The organism is Pseudomonas sp. S3E12, from assembly GCF_001702295.1.
In the GTDB taxonomy this organism is placed as follows: Bacteria; Pseudomonadota; Gammaproteobacteria; order Pseudomonadales; family Pseudomonadaceae; genus Aquipseudomonas; species Aquipseudomonas marginalis.
Genome location: NZ_MBDT01000008.1, coordinates 190,811 through 209,475, shown reverse-complemented (window position 1 = coordinate 209,475; position 18,665 = coordinate 190,811). Strand labels below are relative to the sequence as shown.

The following is an 18,665-nucleotide window of genomic DNA, read 5'->3' as shown; positions in this document are numbered from 1 at the left end:
GGAGGGAGCAAACCCCCTCCCACATTTGGATCGATAGCGTTTTCGAAGCCTCAGCGTGCTCCGGGATCTGCGACTAACCGCCCCGCATCCTTGGTCAACGCCTGCAGGAATTCCTGCTGCAACTCGGGATCATTGCGGGTCAGTTCGATCAGGCTTTGTTCCAGTTCGCTGGCTTCTTCCTCCAGGCCCAGCTCCGACAGGCGCTTGACCCGGTGCACCCACTGGCTGACTTCATCGTCTTCCAGGTCGTCGTAGATCAGGCCGTGGGCTTCCAGCAACTTGCCGCGCAGGGTGCTGTTGATCGCCAGGGTCGAGTCCGAGTGCACGTCGTCCTGGCCATCTTCCACGCTGATCTTCAAGGTCGTGACGCGGTTCAGGTCCTGCTCGGCAAACGGGCTGTCCAACAGGTTCAGGCGCAGCACGCCGTTGCGGTCGGTGGTCAGCTCATGGGTCTGTTTGCCGGCGGTGACCTGGACCGGGCGCTCGCTCCAGGGCAGGCTCGAATACTCCACGCGTTTGTCGCGCTGGACTTCATCGATACCCGCCAGGTTCTGTTGCGCGCGCCCATGGGATTGCACGTTCATGAACGGGTTGAGACCGTCCACGCCGTAGGTCAGCCAGTCGTGGGTCATGCTGGTCGGCAGGTTGCCGAGGGCGAAGATGTTGGCCACGTTGGCGCCCGCACCCGCGACCAAAGCCACTGCACCCAGGGGCATCTCATAGAGTTTGCGCCAGGGTTGGTAAGGCGTGTAGCGGTCGTAACGACGGGTGACTTCGAATTCGGTGACCTCAAAGGTCTTTTGCTCGTGAATACGAATCCGGCGTTGCGGCAGTTCCAGCACTTTGGGTTCGCCTACATCGATCTGCAGGCTGTGGTCGAGCAACTTACGCTCGACCCGCTCCTCGTGCTCACTGCGTTGCGACATCTGATTGGCGCAGCCGCTGACCAGCAGGGCGCCGCATAAGGCGGCGCCCCCCAGGGCTCTGGTGTTTCGCTTGAACATGACGTCTCTTGATCTGGTTTTCAGCGACGAATACGCGCCTGGAGGAAAGACAGCACGTCAGCCACCGGCAACGGTTGGGCTTCGGCTTCGGTCCGGCTCTTGTATTCCAGATTGCCATCGGCCAGGCCGCGGTCACTGACCACGATCCGGTGCGGGATGCCAATCAGCTCCATGTCGGCGAACTTGATGCCCGGGCTGGTTTTCTTGTCGCGGTCATCCAGCAGCACTTCAAAACCAGCGGCCGTGAGTTCGGCATACAGCTTGTCGGTGGCTTCGCGTACTTGCTCGGTTTCGTAACGCAGCGGTACCAGGGCCACCTGGAAAGGCGCCAGGGCGTCACTCCAGATAATGCCTTTCTCGTCGTTGTTCTGCTCGATGGCAGCGGCAACCACGCGGGAAACGCCAATGCCGTAGCAGCCCATGTCGAGGGTGATCGGCTTGCCGTTCTCGCCCAGCACTTCGCACTTCATCGCCTTGCTGTACTTGTTGCCCAGCTGGAAGATGTGCCCGACTTCGATGCCGCGCTTGATTTCCAGGGTGCCCTTGCCGTCCGGGCTTGGGTCGCCAGCAACGACGTTGCGCAGGTCGGCCACGGTCGGCACCGGCAGGTCACGCTCCCAGTTCACACCGAAGTAGTGCTTGTCGTCGATGTTCGCGCCGATACCGAAGTCGCTCATCAGCTCGACCGAGCGGTCGATGATGATCGGCAACGGCAGGTTCAGCGGGCCGAGGGAACCGGCACCGGCGCCGATGGCGTCGCGCAGTTCGGCATCGCTGGCCATGACCAGCGGGCTGGCCACGCCAGGTTGCTGAGCGGCCTTGATTTCGTTGAGTTCGTGGTCGCCACGGATCACCAGGGCGATCAGCTTGCCTTCTTCTTCGGCATGCACGATCAGGGTCTTGATGGTCTTTTCAATCGGCAGATTGAATTTCTCCACCAGGGCCGCGATGGTCTTGGTTTCTGGCGTATCCACCAGGCGCAGTTCTTCAGTCGGGGCTGGACGGGAGGTTTCCCGTGGCACGGCTTCGGCTTTCTCGATGTTCGCCGCGTAGTCGGAACCGTTGCTGAACGCGATATCGTCTTCGCCGGACTTGGCCAGCACGTGGAATTCGTGGGAGCCGGCACCGCCGATGGAGCCATTGTCCGCTTCAACCGCCCGGAACTTCAGGCCCAGGCGTGTGAACACGTTGCAGTAGGCCTGGTGCATGCGGTCATAGGTGACCTGCAGCGATGCCTGGTCGGCGTGGAACGAATAGGCGTCCTTCATGATGAATTCGCGGCCGCGCATCAAACCGAAGCGTGGGCGGATTTCATCGCGGAATTTGGTCTGGATCTGATACAGGTTCAGAGGCAGCTGCTTGTAGCTGCTCAACTCGTTGCGCATCAGGTCGGTGATCACTTCTTCATGGGTCGGGCCGGCGCAGAAGTCGCGGCCATGACGGTCCTTGAAGCGCAGCAACTCAGGGCCGTACTCTTCCCAGCGTCCGGATTCCTGCCACAGCTCGGCCGGTTGGGTGCTCGGCATCAACACTTCGAGAGAGCCCGCGGCGTTCATTTCTTCACGAACGATGGCTTCGACCTTGCGCATCACCTTCAAGCCCATGGGCAGCCAGGTGTACAGGCCCGAGGCCAGTTTGCGGATCATGCCGGCGCGCAGCATCAGCTGGTGGCTGATCACGACCGCATCGGAAGGCGTTTCTTTCTGTGTGGCGAGCAAATATTGACTGGTACGCATGGTAGGCCGTTGTCGGTTGCTTGAACTTGAAATGACTTGGGATTGTACGGGCGCAAACTGCCGCCGTACAGGCATCAGAATGCAGGGCTGTCTGTAGGCGCAGAGCTTGCTTGCGATGGGGGCGCCGCGGTCTGGCTTTTAAAGGGCCCCCAGAATCAGTCCTCTACCGGCGGATTCAACCGCATCCGCCGATTCTCCTGATACCAGTGCAACGCAATCAGTAGCAGTGTCGGCACGCCCAGCATGCAGGTGATCAGGAAGAAATTGTGGTACCCGAATTTCTCCACCATCACCCCCGAGTAGCCGCCGATCAGGCGCGGCAGCAACAGCATGATCGAGCTGAGCAGCGCATATTGGGTGGCGGAAAACTTGAGGTTGGTCAGGCTCGACAGGTACGCCACGAATGCCGACGTGGCCAGGCCCGAGCTGAAGTTATCCAGGGAGATGGTAAAGATCAGCATCTGCAGGTCGGGGCCCATGTCGGCGAGCATCACGAACAGCAGGTTGGTCCCCGCCGACGCCACGCCGCCTATAAACAGGATCGGCAGGATGCCGAAGCGCACGATCAGCAGGCCGCCCATGCCGGCGCCGAGCAGGGTCATGATCAGGCCGAAGATCTTGCTGACCCCGGCGATCTGATCCTTGGTAAAGCCCTGGTCGATATAGAACACGTTGGCCATCACGCCCATCACCGTGTCGGACATACGATAGGTGGCGATCAGCCCCAGCAGCAGCAATGCCTGCCAGCGGTAGCGCAGGATAAAGTCGTTGACCGGCGTGAGCACCGGCGCCAGGCCCCGTCGGCCCATGGCCGAAAGGCACAGTGTGGTGAGAATGATATAGAGAATGGCGCGCAGGAACGCACGGTCGTCCATCAACAAGTCCCACAAGCTGACGCCCTGGAACAGCACGCTGGCGAAGTCGGTGTTGAACAGCTGGGTGAACATCGCCGGTACGGACACCAGCAACACGATCAGCACAAACACCGACACCAGTTGATGCACGAAGCTGTAGCGCCCGGCCTGCAACTGGGTGCGCAGCGGTACATTCGGTTCGCGCATGAACAGCGTGGTCAGCAGCGCCGGGATCATCAGCACGCCGAACAGCACATAGGTACCAGTCCAGGCCGAGTGCTTATAGTTGAAGCCGGTGGAGCCGAAGCCTTCGGCAAAGAACAGCGCACCGGCCGTGGCCAGCAGGGCGGCGATGCGGTAGCCGGACATATAGCTGGCGGCCAGGGCGGCCTGGCGGCTGTCGTCGGCGATTTCCAGGCGATAGGCGTCGACCGCGATGTCCTGGGTGGCGGAAGCAAAGGCCACCACGACGGCAATGGCGATCAGCCAGGACAGGTGTTTCTGCGGGTCGCAGAACCCCATGCCGATCAATCCGAGGATCACCAGCGACTGTGCAAGCACCAGCCAGGAGCGACGACGTCCGAGTTTACCGAGCAGTGGCAGGCGCCATTGGTCGAGCAGCGGCGACCAGACCCATTTGAAGGCATACGCCAAACCGATCAGGCTCGCATAGCCGATGGTCTCGCGGGCCACACCGGCCTCACGCAGCCACACCGAAAGCGTCGAGAACACCAACATGTAAGGCAAGCCGGCGGCAAAGCCGAGCAACAACAGCACTAACGTCGAGGGGCTGGCATAGGCGGCGAGCGCGGCGCGCCAGGTTTTACGGGGCATGGGCTGGAGTCTGCCTCAGATTCACGGAAACAAAGCGCGCACTCTAACCGCTGTGCTCTACCGGGCGCCAGCCATGGCGCTGAATATCCACGCGATTGTTGCGCACCGTGACGCCCTCATCGCGCAAGCGCGCCCGTTGCTCGTCGCCCGAGGCGCTGCCCACCGGCAGACTTATCCGACCACCGGCACCCAGCACACGATGCCAGGGCAATGTGGTGCCCTCGGGAAGTTGGCTCAAGGTGCGACCCACCCAGCGCGCGGCGCGTCCCAGCCCGGCCAGTTGCGCCAGTTCGCCGTAACTCACCACGCACCCTGGCGGGACTTGCGCCAGGGTCAGGTACAGCGCGGTGCGGCGCATTTCGGCGGGGGTTTGTGGGGCATCGGCAGGCTGATTCACTGTGGGCATATCCGTTGGGATTGTCGGTCTTTTGTAAGAAACGTCTGTAAGTATGCTGTTGAGAATTGAACTCAACACAAATCCTTGAGTCAGTCCTAGCTATCTAACACGATAATCGCCCCTTTTCGCCAACCTTGAGCTCCCTATCCGCTTATGTTGTCCAGAACCCTGCTGTGCCTCGCTGTCTTCAGTGCTTCCACGCCCCTGCTGGCCGATACCGTCTGGTTGAAAAACGGTGACCGCCTGACCGGCAAGATCAAGGTCTTCGACGGTGGCAAGCTGCTGATCCAGACCGACTACGCCGGCGCCATTCCGGTGGACTGGAAGCAGGTGAAAACCCTGGAGAGCGACCAGGAGCTGCTGGTCAAGCAGGACGCCTACACCGGCGAGAAGGCCAAGTCCCTGCAGGCGGCGGACGATGGCAAGGTGGTGCTGGCCAATGGCGAGGCGCCCAAGACCGTCGAGCTGGCAAGTATCCAGCAGATCATCAAGCCCAAGCCGGTGATCGAAGACCTGGTGTGGAAGGGCAATGTCGACATGGCGCTGGACTACAAGCGCGCCGAAAAAGACACCAACGACTACGACATCGACTTCAAGACCTCCGCGCGCCATGGCCAATGGCGCCATACCGGGCAGGGCGAATACAACCGCGAGTTCCAGGACGACGTCACCACCACCGACAACTGGGCGCTGGAGTATGACCTGGACCGCTTCATCACCGAGCACTGGTTCTGGCAGGGGCGCCTGACCTACAAGCGCGACAAGGTTGAAGACCTGGCGCGTCAACGTACCGTCGGTACCGGCCCGGGCTACCAGTTCTGGGACGACGAGCTGGGTGCGTTCTCCCTCGGCTCGCTGGTCAACCGCACCGATTACGAGTACGCCGATGGCGGCAAGGACAACTTCTATTCCCTGGCCATGAAGTGGAACTACAACCGCTACCTGGTGGGCAAGACCGTTGAGTTCTTCACCAATGGCGAGGTGGGCAAGCCTATCGACGGCCCCGCCGAGTACTCCCTGGATGCGGAAATGGGCCTGCGCTACAAGGTGACCGAGTGGGCATCGCTCAACCTCAAGGCCGAGCGCGACGTGATCAGCGGCGATTCGGAAAGCAGCCTGAGCAAGACCCGCTATACCGCAGGCTTCGGCGTCGCCTGGTAATCGAGCCCTGGCAACCGGCGCGTAGATTGATTACCTTGTGTTGAGATCCATTCCCATACGCTATGGGCGGCTGAATACCCGAGGAGTCATACGTTGAGCGCGCAGGTTGCCAAGAACGCCCGAGAGCTGTTGCTCAAGGAATACCGTGGGGCTCTCTCCACACTGTCCAAGGCCATGCCCGGCTTTCCGTTCGGCTCGGTCGTGCCGTATTGCCTCGACGAGCAGGGCCGCCCGCTGATCCTGATCAGCCGTATCGCCCAGCACACCCATAACCTGCAAAAAGATCCCAAGTGCTCGCTGCTGGTCGGCGAGCGCGAAGCGGATGACGTGCAGGCCGTGGGGCGCCTGACCTACCTGGCCGAAGCCGAGAAACTCGACGACCCTGCCGCCATTGAAGCGGCGGCCGAGCGCTATTACCGTTACTTCCCCGATTCGGCCAACTACCACCAGGCCCACGATTTCGATTTCTGGGTGCTCAAGCCGGTGCGCCACCGTTATATCGGCGGGTTTGGCGCGATTCACTGGATCGACCAATTGACCCTGGCCAACCCCTTCGCGGGCAAGGCCGAGCGCAGCATGGTCGAGCACATGAACAGCGATCACACCAAGGCCATTGCCCACTACGTCGAGTTGGCCGGCTTGCCTGCTTTCGAACCTGCGCAATTGGCCGGCATCGATAGCGAAGGCCTGCACCTGCGCATCGGCCAGGCTTTGCACTGGCTGCCGTTTGCGGCGTCTTGCAACACGCCGACACAAGTACGCGAAGCCCTGGTTTCATTGGCCCACGCCGAGGTCTGGCCGAAAAAAGCCGCCGCTGAAGCTTGAATTCACGAAATGGCGACGTCATCTAAGGTGGACTGGCAAGGCATTCTTGCGTTGAGGAACCTTTTGATGCGCCCTTTTTTATTGCTCTTTCTGCTGTTCCCGGTGTTGGAGCTGTTCGTATTCGTTCAAGTCAGCGGTGCGATCGGGTTTTTCCCGGCCCTGTTGCTGATCATTCTCGGCTCGATGCTCGGCGTCCTGGTGCTGCGCGTCGCCGGCCTGGCCACGGCGCTGCGTGCCCGTGAGAGCCTGAACCGCGGCGAACTGCCGGCCCAGACCATGCTCGAAGGCCTGATGATGGCGTTGGCGGGCGGCCTGTTGATCCTGCCGGGCTTTATCAGCGACGTAGTGGGACTGGTGATGCTGCTGCCGTTCACCCGCAAATTGCTCGCGGGCAAGATGCGCCAGCGCGCCGAAGAGGCCGCGATTCGCCAACGTGCGTTCGCCGACGACCTGCAACCCCGTGGCGGCCCGGCTCCGCGCCAACCGTTGGGGCGAGAAGGCGACGTGATCGAAGGCGAGTTCGAACACCGTGACAGCAAATAACCGCTTCACTGGCACGGCACCTTCGGGTGCCGTGTTGCTTTTATAGGCTGGCAGACGCAAAAAAAATCATCGCCGGCCCCTTGTAATAAGCTTATGCGCCCTTATGTAACGGTCACCGCAAGGTTTCTGGTGGCGACACCGGACAGACTTCCGTGTTTCGCCCAGCGAACCGCGACCGGCACTGCCGGAATACAACCCGCCGGTATCGATACCGGCCGATGAAAAACCCAATTAGGAGAGATCGACAATGAGCAAGCTTCGTCCTCTGCACGACCGCGTCGTAATCCGTCGCAGCGAAGAAGAAAAGAAAACCGCTGGCGGTATCGTTCTGCCAGGTTCGGCTGCTGAAAAAGCCAACCACGGTGTGATCGTCGCTGCAGGCCCAGGCAAGACTCTGGAAAACGGTGACGTACGTGCGCTGGCCGTTAAAGTCGGTGACAAGGTTGTATTTGGCCCTTACTCCGGCAGCAACACTGTGAAAGTCGACGGCGAAGACCTGCTGGTTATGGCTGAGAACGAGATTCTCGCCGTTCTGGAAGACTGATTTCCCCGCTCATTTTCCCGTTACTACAAAGTATTTAAGGAATATCGATCATGGCTGCTAAAGAAGTTAAATTCGGCGATTCCGCCCGTAAGAAAATGCTCACCGGTGTCAACATCCTGGCTGACGCAGTAAAAGCGACCCTGGGCCCGAAAGGCCGTAACGTGATCATCGAGAAGAGCTTCGGCGCTCCGACCATCACCAAGGACGGCGTTTCCGTCGCCAAAGAAATCGAACTGGAAGACCGTTTCGAAAACATGGGCGCGCAGCTGGTCAAAGACGTTGCCTCCCGTGCCAACGATGACGCAGGCGACGGTACTACCACCGCCACCGTTCTGGCTCAGGCCATCGTCAACGAAGGCTACAAGGCCGTTGCTGCCGGCATGAACCCGATGGACCTCAAGCGCGGCATCGACAAGGCCACCATCGCCATCGTCGCTGAGCTGAAAAACCTGTCCAAGCCTTGCGCCGACACCAAGGCTATCGCCCAGGTAGGCACCATCTCCGCCAACTCCGACAGCTCCATCGGCGACATCATTGCCGAAGCCATGGAAAAAGTCGGTAAAGAAGGCGTGATCACCGTTGAGGAAGGCACTGGCCTGGAAAACGAACTGTCGGTTGTCGAAGGCATGCAGTTCGACCGTGGCTACCTGTCCCCGTACTTCGTCAACAAGCCGGAAACCATGGTTGCCGAGCTGGACAGCCCGCTGATCCTGCTGGTCGACAAGAAGATCTCCAACATCCGCGAAATGCTGCCAGTGCTGGAAGCCGTTGCCAAAGCCGGCCGCCCACTGCTGATCGTTTCCGAAGACGTTGAAGGCGAAGCCCTGGCGACCCTGGTTGTGAACAACATGCGTGGCATCGTTAAAGTCGCAGCCGTCAAGGCTCCAGGCTTCGGCGACCGTCGCAAGGCCATGCTGCAGGACATCGCCGTCCTGACCGGCGGTACCGTTATCTCCGAAGAGATCGGCCTGAGCCTGGAAAGCGCCACCCTGGAAAACCTGGGTAGCGCCAAGCGCGTGACCATCTCCAAGGAAAACACCATCATCGTTGACGGTGCTGGCGTTGACGGCGACATCCAATCGCGCATCACTCAGATCCGTGCCCAGGTTGCCGAGACGTCCTCGGACTACGACCGTGAAAAACTGCAAGAGCGCCTGGCCAAGCTGTCCGGCGGCGTTGCAGTGATCAAGGTTGGCGCGGGTTCCGAAGTTGAAATGAAAGAGAAGAAAGCCCGCGTTGAAGACGCCCTGCACGCAACCCGCGCAGCCGTCGAAGAAGGCGTGGTACCTGGCGGTGGCGTTGCGCTGATCCGTGCCCTGGAAGCCCTGACCAACCTGACCGGCGACAACGCTGATCAGAACGTCGGTATCGCTGTGCTGCGTCGTGCGGTTGAAGCACCGCTGCGTCAGATCGCTGCCAACTCCGGCGACGAGCCAAGTGTTGTGGTCAACGAAGTCAAGAACGGCAAAGGTAACTACGGTTACAACGCTGCGACTGGCGTCTACGGCGACATGATCGAAATGGGCATCCTGGACCCTACCAAGGTGACTCGTTCCGCGCTGCAGGCCGCAGCTTCCATCGGTGGTCTGATCCTGACCACCGAAGCTGCAATCGCTGACAAGCCGAAGGCTGAAGGCTCGACTGGCGGCGGTATGCCAGACATGGGCGGCATGGGTGGCATGGGCGGCATGATGTAAGCCAGCCTTACCCCTGTACTGAAAAAGCCCCGCCTGCAGTGATGCAGGCGGGGCTTTTTTGTGGGCGCTGCCTTGGCTTCAGGTGGGCGTTGCGCGCGTGGAGGGCCGGTACAGCAACAGGCAATACAGCCCCAGGCAGATCAGCCAGCAGAAAATTGCCGTCCACACGTTATGGGAAAAGAAGTGCGCGCCTTGCATCATGCGGCTGACGGAAAACACGCTGCCCAAGCCGACGGCGAAGATGAATACGCTGCGCGCCATCCGTGGCTGCCGGTCACGCAGTGCAAAAAACAAGGCGAACAAGGCGAACCCGGTGGCGGCATGACCGCCGGGCCAGCAGCGCCCGGGTTTATCGGTGGGCGGGCGAGGGCTCAGCAGTTTGCTGTAGGTTTCCTGACCGCCGAATTCCTGGACGCTCCACGGGCACTGGACGCCGGTGATGGTTTTCAGCGGAGCGACAAACGCGGTCGCCAGCCCGAGTGACAGCACCAGGCAGCCCAGTTCACGACGGTAGGGTTTGAGCCGTCGGAGGATAAACGTGCCGGCAAATCCCAGGATCGCCAGGACCGAGAACAGGATGACCAACTGTTTGGCACGGTCATGCAGGATGTCTTCGAGGAAGAAACTGTAACGTCCGATGAAACCGCCCTCCGCACCGTTGTAGAACAGCTTGGCGAGGTCCATGTCCAGCGAGGTCAGCTCCAGCAACAGCAATAGGAGCGCAGCGCCTCCGGGGATGCCCAGGCAGAGCCATAGGTTGAGAGGTTTGGAGACGGGGACGGCGGGGATGGTTCCCATGGTGGACCCTGGTGAAAAACGTCCCGTACTGACCTGTACAGGACGTTTTGGTTAGCGCGTGCTCAGTGCCGGGGCCTCTTCCTTGGGCGCTCTCCAGCTCAGTAACTGTTGTTTGAAGTCATAGCTGGCGGCCTGGTAGTAGGTGATCGCCCGCTGGATCAACGGGTCATCGCTACCGACCCGCAACTCCTGGCTCTCACCCAGGGCCTGGTCGTGGCGGCGCAGGCCCAGGCGTGGGCTGAGAATGGCCAGGTCCTTGCCGTCGAACAGGCCCAGGTGCTGGTAGTTGCCGACCACCACCCGAGCTGGCAGTGGGTTGTCCTGCAACAGGTTGCGACCAAAGAAGGTGGATTCGTAGCTCAGGTTGAGCAGGCCCAGCAGCGTGGGCGCCAGGTCGATCTGGCTGGCCAGTTGTGCGCTTTCCCGTGCGTCGATCAGCTTGGGCGCATAGATGAACAGCGGAATCTGGTAGTTGGTGATGGGCAGGTCTTCCTTGCCTGCGCTGCCGGCGGTGTGGTCGGCGACGAAGATGAAGATCGTGTTATCGAACCAGGGTTTTTGGCGGGCGGCTTCCAGGAATTGGCCGATGGCGTGGTCGGTGTATTTCACCGCGCCGTCGCGGCCATTCCCGGATTTGATGTCGATACGCCCATCCGGGTAGGTGTAGGGGCGGTGGTTGGAGGTGGTCATGAGTTGCAGCAAAAAGGGTTGCTGCTTGGCGTAGTCGGTGTCGGCCAGTTTCAGGGTTTGGTTGTACAGGTCCTCGTCAGCCATGCCCCAGGCGTTCTTGAACGAGATTTCTGACTCGGGCACGCTGCTCTGGTCCACGACGCGATAACCATTGCCGCTGAAAAACGCGTTCATGTTATCGAAGTACCCGCGCCCGCCGTACACAAACACGCTGTCGTAACCGACGGCCGTGAGCTGTTGCCCCAGGCTGGCGAAGCCGCTTTCACGACCGATGCGCTTGACGATCGAGCGCCCGGGCGTGGGTGGAATCGCCAGGGTGATCGCCTCCAGGCCACGGTCGGTGCGGGTGCCGGTGGCATAGAAATTATTGAAATACAGGCTTTGTTTACGCAGCGCATCCAGGTTAGGCGTGAGGTTGCGCTCGTCGCCGTTGCTGCCCATGTACTTGGCGCTGAAACTTTCGATGGTCACCAGTACGATATTGGGTTTGCGCGGCGTGCCCGGATTGGTGATGGCGCGGCGGATATCCAGCGGGTCCTGACCGATAAAGCGGGCGTTGGGTTCGCTCAGCTCTGCACGCAGTTGCGTGGCGATAACCTCAGTCGGCAGGGTTTTGTAGAACTGTGGGTAATCCAGTTCGTTGTTACGGAATGCGGCGAAAAACTGATACGGACCATTGCTGGCCAGTTCATTCTTGTAGGCGTTGCCGCCCTGGGCTCGCGGGCTGTCCTGGCTGATCAGCTGCAGGCTGAGGCCGGTAACCACCAACAGGGCCAGGGCATTCACCAGGCGACCGCGCATCGGCGGCAGTGGGGCGCTCATCGCTGCATTGAACGGTTTGCGCAAGGCCAGGCTCAAGACAATCGCCAGCATGGCGAGCAGGCTCAGCAGTTTGCCGATCGGGTAGGACTCGAGCAGGTTGTTCAACACCTCGTCGGAGTACACCAGGTAATCGACGGCAATGAAGTTGAAGCGCACGCCGAACTCATCCCAGAACAGCCACTCGGCCACCGAGGTAAACAGCATGGCAAACAGGCTGACGGTGAGCACGGCCTGCAGGAACCAGCGGTGACCGCGCCGGCGCCACAGCGCGGGCGGGCACAGCAGCAAATACAGGCCCAGCGGCAGTGCCGCGTAGGCCAGGAAGCCCAGGTCGTATAGCAGGCCCACGCCAAACACCGGCAGCAGGTTGCCGCCGACTTCATCCAAATGGGTGATGAGCAGCACGCTGCGGGTGAGCAGGAAAATAACCAGCCAGGCACCGGTTACCAACAGCAAATAGCGCATTGGCGCCGTCTTGAGCAACCCCATGTCCATGTTCCTTATATCAATGGGGGGCGATCTTCTGCCTGACACTGTAGTCAGTTTGTGAAGCTATAGTGAAAAACTCGTTGGTAGGCCGAATCGGTTGAAAACCTTTATTGGCACTCCTTTCCGCTCTATCCCTGAGCCACACTTGGCCTTAAGCTGCGCGAGCCAACACGGCCGTTACCGCGTACGGAGACACTGCCCATGCGAATTCTATTGGTTGAAGACAACCGCGATATTCTGGCCAACCTGGCCGACTACCTGGGGCTAAAAGGCTACACCGTGGACTGTGCGCAGGACGGTTTGTCGGGCCTGCACCTGGCCGCCACCGAGCATTACGACTTGATCGTGCTCGACATCATGCTGCCTGGCATCGATGGCTACACCTTGTGCAAGCGCCTGCGTGAAGACGCCCGCCGCGACACGCCGGTGATCATGCTCACCGCCCGCGACCAGTTGGATGACCGGCTGCAGGGCTTCAAGTCCGGTGCCGACGATTACTTGCTCAAACCGTTTGCCCTGTCAGAACTGGCCGCGCGCATCGAAGCGGTGCTGCGCCGTGCCCAAGGTGGCGGTCGCCGCGCCCTGCAAGTGGCCGATCTGAATTACGACCTCGATACCCTGGAAGTGACCCGCGAAGGGCGCCTGCTCAAGCTCAACCCGGTCGGTCTCAAGCTGCTCGCGGTCTTGATGCAGAAAAGTCCCCACGTACTGCGTCGGGAAGTGCTGGAAGAGGCGCTGTGGGGCGATGACTGCCCGGACAGCGACAGCCTGCGCAGCCACGTGCACCAATTGCGCCAGGTGATCGATAAGCCGTTCGCCAAGCCGTTGCTGCAAACCGTGCATGGTGTGGGTTACCGCCTGGCCGAGGGCCGTGATGGAGTTTAAGCAAAGCCTTGCCCAGCGCATCATCATCGCCTTTGCCTTGATGAGTGCGTTGGTGGCGGGGGCCTTCGCCATGGGCATCGTCGCCACCGTGCACCTGGTGGAAGAGAAATTGATCTCGGCAGGCTTGGGCGGTGACCTGCAGCGCCTGCTGCTGATGGACACCGTCGAGGACTGGCGGCACCGCCCCGAGCCCGACCAGCTGTTTTACTTCAGCGGTGGCCCCGGGGATTTTGAATTGCCCAAGGACCTGCGGCATCTGGAACCAGGGTTTCATGAGGTGTTTCGCGAGGCCCTGTCGTACCACGCCATGGTCGAAGTGGTCGACGGTCGGCGCTATGTGCTGCTGCAGGATCAAAGCGATTTCGAAGAGCGCGAGCGCGTGCTGTTTGCCGTGGTGCTGGTGGGCTTCGTGCTCAGCCTGGCGCTGGCGGTATTCCTCGGCTGGGTGCTGGCCCGTAAAGTGATGGCGCCGGTGGTGCGCCTGGCCCGCCAGGTGCGGCATCGCGACCAGTTGCTGGGCCTGGCGCCGCCCCTGGCCCCGGACTACGCGGCCGACGAAGTGGGTGAGCTGGCGGTGGCCTTCGACGCCACGCTGGGGCGCCTGCGCCAGGCATTGTCCCGCGAGCAGTTGTTCACCAGCGATGTCAGCCACGAACTGCGCACGCCTTTGATGGTCCTGGCCAGCTCCTGCGAATTGTTGCTGGAAAACCCGGCTATCGATCAGCGTGGGCGTAACCAGGTCGAGCGAATCGCCCGCGCCTGCGAAGAAATGCGCGAACTGGTGCAAACCTTTCTGATGCTGGCCCGGGCTCAGCATGATGACGGCAGCATGTCACCCAAGGTCAATCTGTCCCAGGTGGCGGATGATCTGCTCGGCATCTGGCGCGAGCCCATCGAGCACAAGGGTCTGGAGTTGATCTACCAGCCGGGCAACCCGTTGGATACGCGTTACAACGCGACCTTCCTGCATGCCGTGATGGGCAACCTGTTGCGCAATGCCCTGCATTACACCGAAAGCGGCTTCATCCGGCTGACCCTGGAGCCGACCGGGTTTGTGGTGGAAGACAGCGGCGTCGGCATTCCCGAAGACAAGCGCGAAGCGATGTTCGAGCCGTTCGTCCGCGGCAGTGAGAAGCGCGGTGAGGGCCTGGGGTTGGGGTTGTCACTGGTCCAGCGCATCTGCGAGAACCAGGGCTGGAGCGTTACCCTCAGCACCGTGGAGCCCAATGGCTGTCGCTTTCATGTTCAGTTGAGTCAGGTCAACGCCTGACCGGTCCCTCTGCCGTTATCCTGCCAGAGATCCCCGTAAATCGGCGAAGATGGCCCCATGATATTGCTTGTGTCTGTAAAGTCTTGAAATGTATGGGATTGGACAGGACAAGTTTTTCACAAGGGGTTGACCTGTTGATCACAGGACGCTGCTTAAGGTTGTAGGCATCAGCAACTGGAGATCCGTTGATGCCTACCCCGATCAAGCTCGAATTTTCCGAAAAGTACGACGACCAGCACGCCCACGAATATTTGCTCAAGCATCAGGACAATCTGGCGCGCCGGTTGTCACACAAACGCGACGAGCAACTGGCCCGTGGCGCGTTGGCGATGGCCGGCGAGCCAGGCCTGGTGCTGGACCTGCCGTGTGGCGCCGGGCGTTTCTGGCCGCTGCTGGCGGAAAAACCCAACCGTGTGATCATCGGCGCCGACAACTCGGCCTCCATGTTGAAGGTAGCGACGGCCGCCCAGCCCGCAGAAGTGGTGAAACGGGTACGGCCCTTGCAGACATCTGCCTTCGATATCGATTTGCCGGATAACTCGGTCGACAGCATTTTCTGTATGCGCCTGCTCCACCACATTGGTGACCCGGCGCACCGTCAGGCAATTCTGCGGGAGTTTCAGCGGGTTACCCGCGACAGCGTGATCATTTCGCTGTGGGTCGATGGCAATTTCAAAGCCTGGAAACGCAAGCGTCTGGAAGGAAAGCGTCGCAAGACAGGTGAGCAGGAAGGTTACCAAAACAGATTTGTGTTACCGGCTGCTACTGTTGAATCAGAGTTCGAGCAAGCCGGTTTTCGTGTTCAGGACTCCCTGGACTTCATACCGCTCTACGCCATGTGGCGGGTGTATGTATTGCGCAAGAGGTAACAGGATGGCAGTTGAGTGCGTAGCAGGCAGTCACGTAGCTCCCGAAGAACGCTTCGATTATTTCTGGCGTCAGCAAGGCGAGTGGGTCGAAGAGCCCAATCGCCGGCGTGGCGGTGAAAGTGGTGTACAGCGTGTACTCAGCGCCAATGGCCGTTTGCTCTACAGCAAGCGTCAGACGGGCCATATCTACCGCAGTTGGCTGCATCCGTTTGGACGCCCAACCGTATTGCGCGAGCGCGATGCCCTCAAGGGCCTGCGACTGCTGGATGTTCGCGTGCCCGAAATGGTCTTTTGTGAGGCGCGTCGTGACCCCGAGCACCGCTGGAAGGCACTGCTGGTGACCGCCGCGCTCGATGGCTTCGACGAAATTGAAAACTGGTACGCCGCCGGTGGTCGCGAACAGTATGGCGAGCAGGTGCACGAGCGCTTGCTCAAGGAGTTGGCCGCTACCCTGGCCCGCATGCACAAGGGACGCTGGCAGCACGGTTGCCTGTACATCAAGCATATTTTCGTGCGGGTGACGGGCGAGGGCGACTCGGCCCAGGTGGAAGTGGCGCTGCTGGACTTCGAGAAATGCCGCCAGCGCTTGACCGCTTATCGGGCAGCCTCCCATGACATGTTGCAGCTGCGTCGCCATTCGTCGTGGAACAGCACCGACTGGGAAAAACTCAGCTACTTTTATGAAGCGGCGTTTGGCAGCGCTATCAAGGGTTTAACCAGATGAAGCTAGAAATAGCACGAGGTCTGTTCCTGGTCGGGGCGATGGGCATTGCGGCCCTGGCCCTGGCCGCATGGGAGCAACCTCGCACACAGGTACTCAGTGCGGTGCAAGGCGGCGGGCAATGCCTGTTGCCCCGCGTCGCCAAGGCGAGTGCGGCGGTCAAGCCTGATCATGAGTTGCTGTTGTTCATGTTTGGGATGTCTCAAGGGATGAGGCCGCAAAGTTGAAACGATTCAAACCCCCGAAGAAGGGCCTTGCGATGCGAGGCCCTTTTTTTTTGCCTTTCAAACCTTATCCGCAAGGCGTCTGCTACGGGGGCGCGATGTTGGCTAGACGGTATCTACGCAGCTCAGATCAGATGCAGGTGGTTATCCCAGAGCCCTGCCGGCAATTCCAACGGTTTGGCGACCAACTGTTTCTGGCGGCAATCGTAGTAGCGGCAACGGCCTTGGCCCGAGGTGACGACAAACCCGTCTGCCACTGCACCGACGCCTGCGCAGTCGGGCAGCGGTCCATCCAGGCGCAGCTCGGCAGTGTCCATGTCCCAGATAAAGAAACGGTTGCCACGGGGTGCGGTCAACGCCACCAGGCGCAATTCGCTGTGCACGGCGACGCTGGCGGTGTAATGCCCCATGGCCTGCAACTGCTCATCGGCCACCGGGAACGCCACGAACGGCTGGCCCGGGCGCTTGATCGCCAGCAACTCGGAGCGCTCCTGGGACGGCCCCATGAACTGCTGGCCGGTGAGAAGGGTGCCATCGCTGGCGATGCCCATATGGCGCACGCTGTTCATCTGCTGGCCGAGGGTTTCCTTGCTGATCAGCGTGCCGTCACGGTGCATCAGCACCAGGCTCGGTTCCATGGCGTTGAGGTTCATCTCCACGCGGCTTTCGGCTTCGGTTCGAATGCCGCCGTTGGCCACCGCCAGGGTTTCGCCGTCGGGCATCCACGACACCTGGTGCGGGCCGATGCCATGGGTGGAGATCTCGCCGCTGTGCACCAGGCGCTCGCCTTCGAACTTGTACACACCGAGCAGGCCACGGCCGGGGTCGGACGTGTCGTTCTCGGTGGCGTACAGCCAATCGCCGCTCTTGTGGATGACCGCATGGCCATAGAAGTGGCGGTTGGCGTTCGAGGTGATGGTTTGCAACAGTGCGCCATTACGCAGGTCGATCAGGTAACTCTCAGTGCCCGGGCGGCGGGCAACAAACAGCGCAATCGGCAGCGTCGGGTGGTTGATGATGTCGTGGCAGCGCTGGCCAACCTGGGTGGCGAAGACCTGCTTGCCGTCCAGCTGAAAGCCCACGGCATAGTGCTTGCCGTCTGCATCATCGCGCGCCGACAGCAGCAGCGGGCGCTTGTCCTTCCCTTTGAACAGCGTCCAGCCACCCAACGTGAGTGCGCTGAGCAGCACGCTGCCGATCGCCAAAGCCTGTCGCCTGAGCATCATCAGTCACCGTCGTTGGCATTGAAGCCCAATTGGATCCCCAGCGCCTTGGCCAGCTCGCCTTCGTGCAGGCGGTGGACGACGTTGAGGCTGTCGTAGATGTCGTTGAGCTGCTGGCGCCCGGCGTCATCGTTCAACAGTTCGTTGAGGGTGCGCTGGTTGCTGGCGAACAGTTTCAGCGCGGCGGCATAGGCTGCGTCGATCTTGTCGGCCAGCGGCTTCTGGTCCGCCGGCAGCAAACCACGCAGGCCCTTGTTGTCCACGCCGACCCACACGGTCTGGGCGGCGGCGAGGCTGGCTTCCAGGCTTTGCAGGGACGACTGGCTGCGCCATGCATCGGCCTGGAACGGCTGCGGGATGCCCTTGGTCTGGCGGCCCATGGGCGTGCCGAGTTTTTTCTTCAGGGTGTCCAGCGCGGTCACTTGTACGCGCAGCAGATCGGCGATGGCTTCGTGGGAGTCAGCGTAGCGCTGGTTCGGGAACTTGCTCATCTGCGCGAGCATGCCGTCGGTGCTGTTCCAGCTGGCCAGGATCTCTTCGGCCAGGGCTTTCTGGCGCTCACCGATGGCCACCAGCAGCGGGCAGTAACGGGCTTTCTGCGCCTCGTCGGCGATGTCGGTCTTGGCGTCGTAGAGGATGTATTCGTAGGCCGACAGGCCCTGCACCACCACGCTGGACTTGGCCAGTGCGGTGCCGTCGATCTGCGGCTGGGCGGCGACCAGTTGCTCGACCTGGCGGCCCACCAGGTTCTTCTTGTCCGGCCAGAACTGTACCTGCCACGAGCGGTTGCCCTCGGCCAGCGGGCCGATCAGCAGCGGTTGCAACTCTGCCCAGGCTTTTTGCGCGTGGAGGAAGTCGGCGCGGGCAGTGTCCAGGCTTTCCTTGCCCTGGCAGTAGGCGAGGGCGCTGACGGCCAACTGGCGGTCGGCTTCGACCCAGCGGCTGTAGGTCGGCAGGATCACCTGCTTGGCGATCGCCGCCGAGGTCACGGCTTGCGGGTCTTGTGGCGAGCAGGCACCCAGGGCGAGGGCGGCCAGGCTGGTGAACAACAACTTGGGACGGAACATGTCGAGCTCCCT

18 protein-coding genes are annotated in these 18,665 nt (G+C 61.0%); 10 read left to right on the top strand and 8 right to left on the bottom strand.

Going from position 1 to position 18,665, the window contains the following annotated elements; all coding sequences use genetic code 11:
* Positions 1-50 precede the first annotated feature (50 nt).
* The 4 genes from BB029_RS11140 to BB029_RS11125 all read right to left on the bottom strand — a co-directional run bounded on the left by BB029_RS11140 (position 51) and on the right by BB029_RS11125 (position 4,834).
* Entirely contained in the window at positions 51-1,004 is a 954-nt protein-coding gene (locus BB029_RS11140; protein WP_065939212.1) for a hypothetical protein, read from the bottom strand.
* 20 nt (positions 1,005-1,024) lie between these two features.
* Positions 1,025-2,740, bottom strand: a complete 1,716-nt coding sequence (locus tag BB029_RS11135) for a proline--tRNA ligase (protein WP_065939211.1) — start codon at positions 2,738-2,740, stop codon at positions 1,025-1,027.
* 155 nt (positions 2,741-2,895) lie between these two features.
* The gene (locus BB029_RS11130) at positions 2,896-4,428 is read right to left on the bottom strand and encodes an AmpG family muropeptide MFS transporter (protein ID WP_065939210.1); all 1,533 of its coding nucleotides are present in this window, start codon (positions 4,426-4,428) and stop codon (positions 2,896-2,898) included.
* Positions 4,429-4,471: 43 nt separating this feature from the next.
* Positions 4,472-4,834, bottom strand: a complete 363-nt coding sequence (locus BB029_RS11125; protein WP_065939209.1) for an MGMT family protein — start codon at positions 4,832-4,834, stop codon at positions 4,472-4,474.
* 144 nt (positions 4,835-4,978) lie between these two features.
* Here BB029_RS11125 and BB029_RS11120 point away from each other — a divergent pair, with 144 nt between their 5' ends.
* The 5 genes from BB029_RS11120 (at position 4,979) to groL (ending at position 9,595) form a co-directional block, all read left to right on the top strand.
* The gene (locus tag BB029_RS11120; RefSeq protein ID WP_065939208.1) at positions 4,979-5,986 is read left to right on the top strand and encodes a DUF481 domain-containing protein; all 1,008 of its coding nucleotides are present in this window, start codon (positions 4,979-4,981) and stop codon (positions 5,984-5,986) included.
* A 93-nt stretch (positions 5,987-6,079) separates the two neighbouring features.
* Positions 6,080-6,811, top strand: coding sequence for a HugZ family protein (locus BB029_RS11115; protein ID WP_065939207.1), 732 nt, complete (start codon positions 6,080-6,082; stop codon positions 6,809-6,811).
* A gap of 66 nt (positions 6,812-6,877) precedes the next feature.
* Complete coding sequence (locus tag BB029_RS11110; RefSeq protein ID WP_024077215.1) at positions 6,878-7,354, top strand: FxsA family protein; 477 nt, start codon at positions 6,878-6,880, stop codon at positions 7,352-7,354.
* A 247-nt stretch (positions 7,355-7,601) separates the two neighbouring features.
* A complete protein-coding gene (gene groES / locus BB029_RS11105) occupies positions 7,602-7,898 on the top strand; it encodes a co-chaperone GroES (RefSeq protein ID WP_003175874.1) in 297 nt (98 codons plus the stop codon).
* Between the two features lie 50 nt (positions 7,899-7,948).
* Positions 7,949-9,595, top strand: coding sequence for a chaperonin GroEL (gene groL, locus BB029_RS11100; RefSeq protein WP_065939206.1), 1,647 nt, complete (start codon positions 7,949-7,951; stop codon positions 9,593-9,595).
* Between the two features lie 78 nt (positions 9,596-9,673).
* Here groL and BB029_RS11095 read toward each other — a convergent pair whose 3' ends face one another.
* Both BB029_RS11095 and BB029_RS11090 read right to left on the bottom strand, forming a co-directional pair.
* On the bottom strand, positions 9,674-10,393 hold the full coding sequence (locus tag BB029_RS11095; protein ID WP_065939205.1) for a phosphatase PAP2 family protein: 720 nt from the start codon (positions 10,391-10,393) through the stop codon (positions 9,674-9,676).
* A 51-nt stretch (positions 10,394-10,444) separates the two neighbouring features.
* Complete coding sequence (locus tag BB029_RS11090; RefSeq protein ID WP_065939204.1) at positions 10,445-12,394, bottom strand: LTA synthase family protein; 1,950 nt, start codon at positions 12,392-12,394, stop codon at positions 10,445-10,447.
* 201 nt (positions 12,395-12,595) lie between these two features.
* Between BB029_RS11090 and colR the strand changes: the two genes are divergently transcribed.
* The 5 genes from colR to BB029_RS11065 all read left to right on the top strand — a co-directional run bounded on the left by colR (position 12,596) and on the right by BB029_RS11065 (position 16,366).
* Entirely contained in the window at positions 12,596-13,279 is a 684-nt protein-coding gene (colR, locus tag BB029_RS11085) for a two-component system response regulator ColR (protein ID WP_027605482.1), read from the top strand.
* Positions 13,269-14,549 carry a HAMP domain-containing sensor histidine kinase gene (locus BB029_RS11080; protein ID WP_065939203.1) on the top strand — a complete coding sequence of 427 codons (1,281 nt, stop codon included), beginning with the start codon at positions 13,269-13,271 and terminating at the stop codon, positions 14,547-14,549. The genes colR and BB029_RS11080 overlap by 11 nt, the downstream gene beginning before the upstream one ends.
* Positions 14,550-14,737: 188 nt before the next feature.
* Positions 14,738-15,418 carry a class I SAM-dependent methyltransferase gene (locus BB029_RS11075; RefSeq protein WP_065939202.1) on the top strand — a complete coding sequence of 227 codons (681 nt, stop codon included), beginning with the start codon at positions 14,738-14,740 and terminating at the stop codon, positions 15,416-15,418.
* Positions 15,419-15,422: 4 nt separating this feature from the next.
* Complete coding sequence (locus BB029_RS11070) at positions 15,423-16,142, top strand: lipopolysaccharide kinase InaA family protein (RefSeq protein WP_065939201.1); 720 nt, start codon at positions 15,423-15,425, stop codon at positions 16,140-16,142.
* On the top strand, positions 16,139-16,366 hold the full coding sequence (locus tag BB029_RS11065; protein WP_027605486.1) for a hypothetical protein: 228 nt from the start codon (positions 16,139-16,141) through the stop codon (positions 16,364-16,366). The genes BB029_RS11070 and BB029_RS11065 overlap by 4 nt, the downstream gene beginning before the upstream one ends.
* A 122-nt stretch (positions 16,367-16,488) precedes the next feature.
* Here BB029_RS11065 and BB029_RS11060 read toward each other — a convergent pair whose 3' ends face one another.
* Together BB029_RS11060 and BB029_RS11055 are read right to left on the bottom strand one after the other, a co-directional pair.
* Entirely contained in the window at positions 16,489-17,586 is a 1,098-nt protein-coding gene (locus tag BB029_RS11060) for a DUF1513 domain-containing protein (protein ID WP_065939261.1), read from the bottom strand.
* Positions 17,587-17,588: 2 nt separating this feature from the next.
* Positions 17,589-18,653, bottom strand: a complete 1,065-nt coding sequence (locus BB029_RS11055) for an imelysin family protein (RefSeq protein WP_065939200.1) — start codon at positions 18,651-18,653, stop codon at positions 17,589-17,591.
* Between the last annotated feature and the right edge of the window lie 12 nt (positions 18,654-18,665).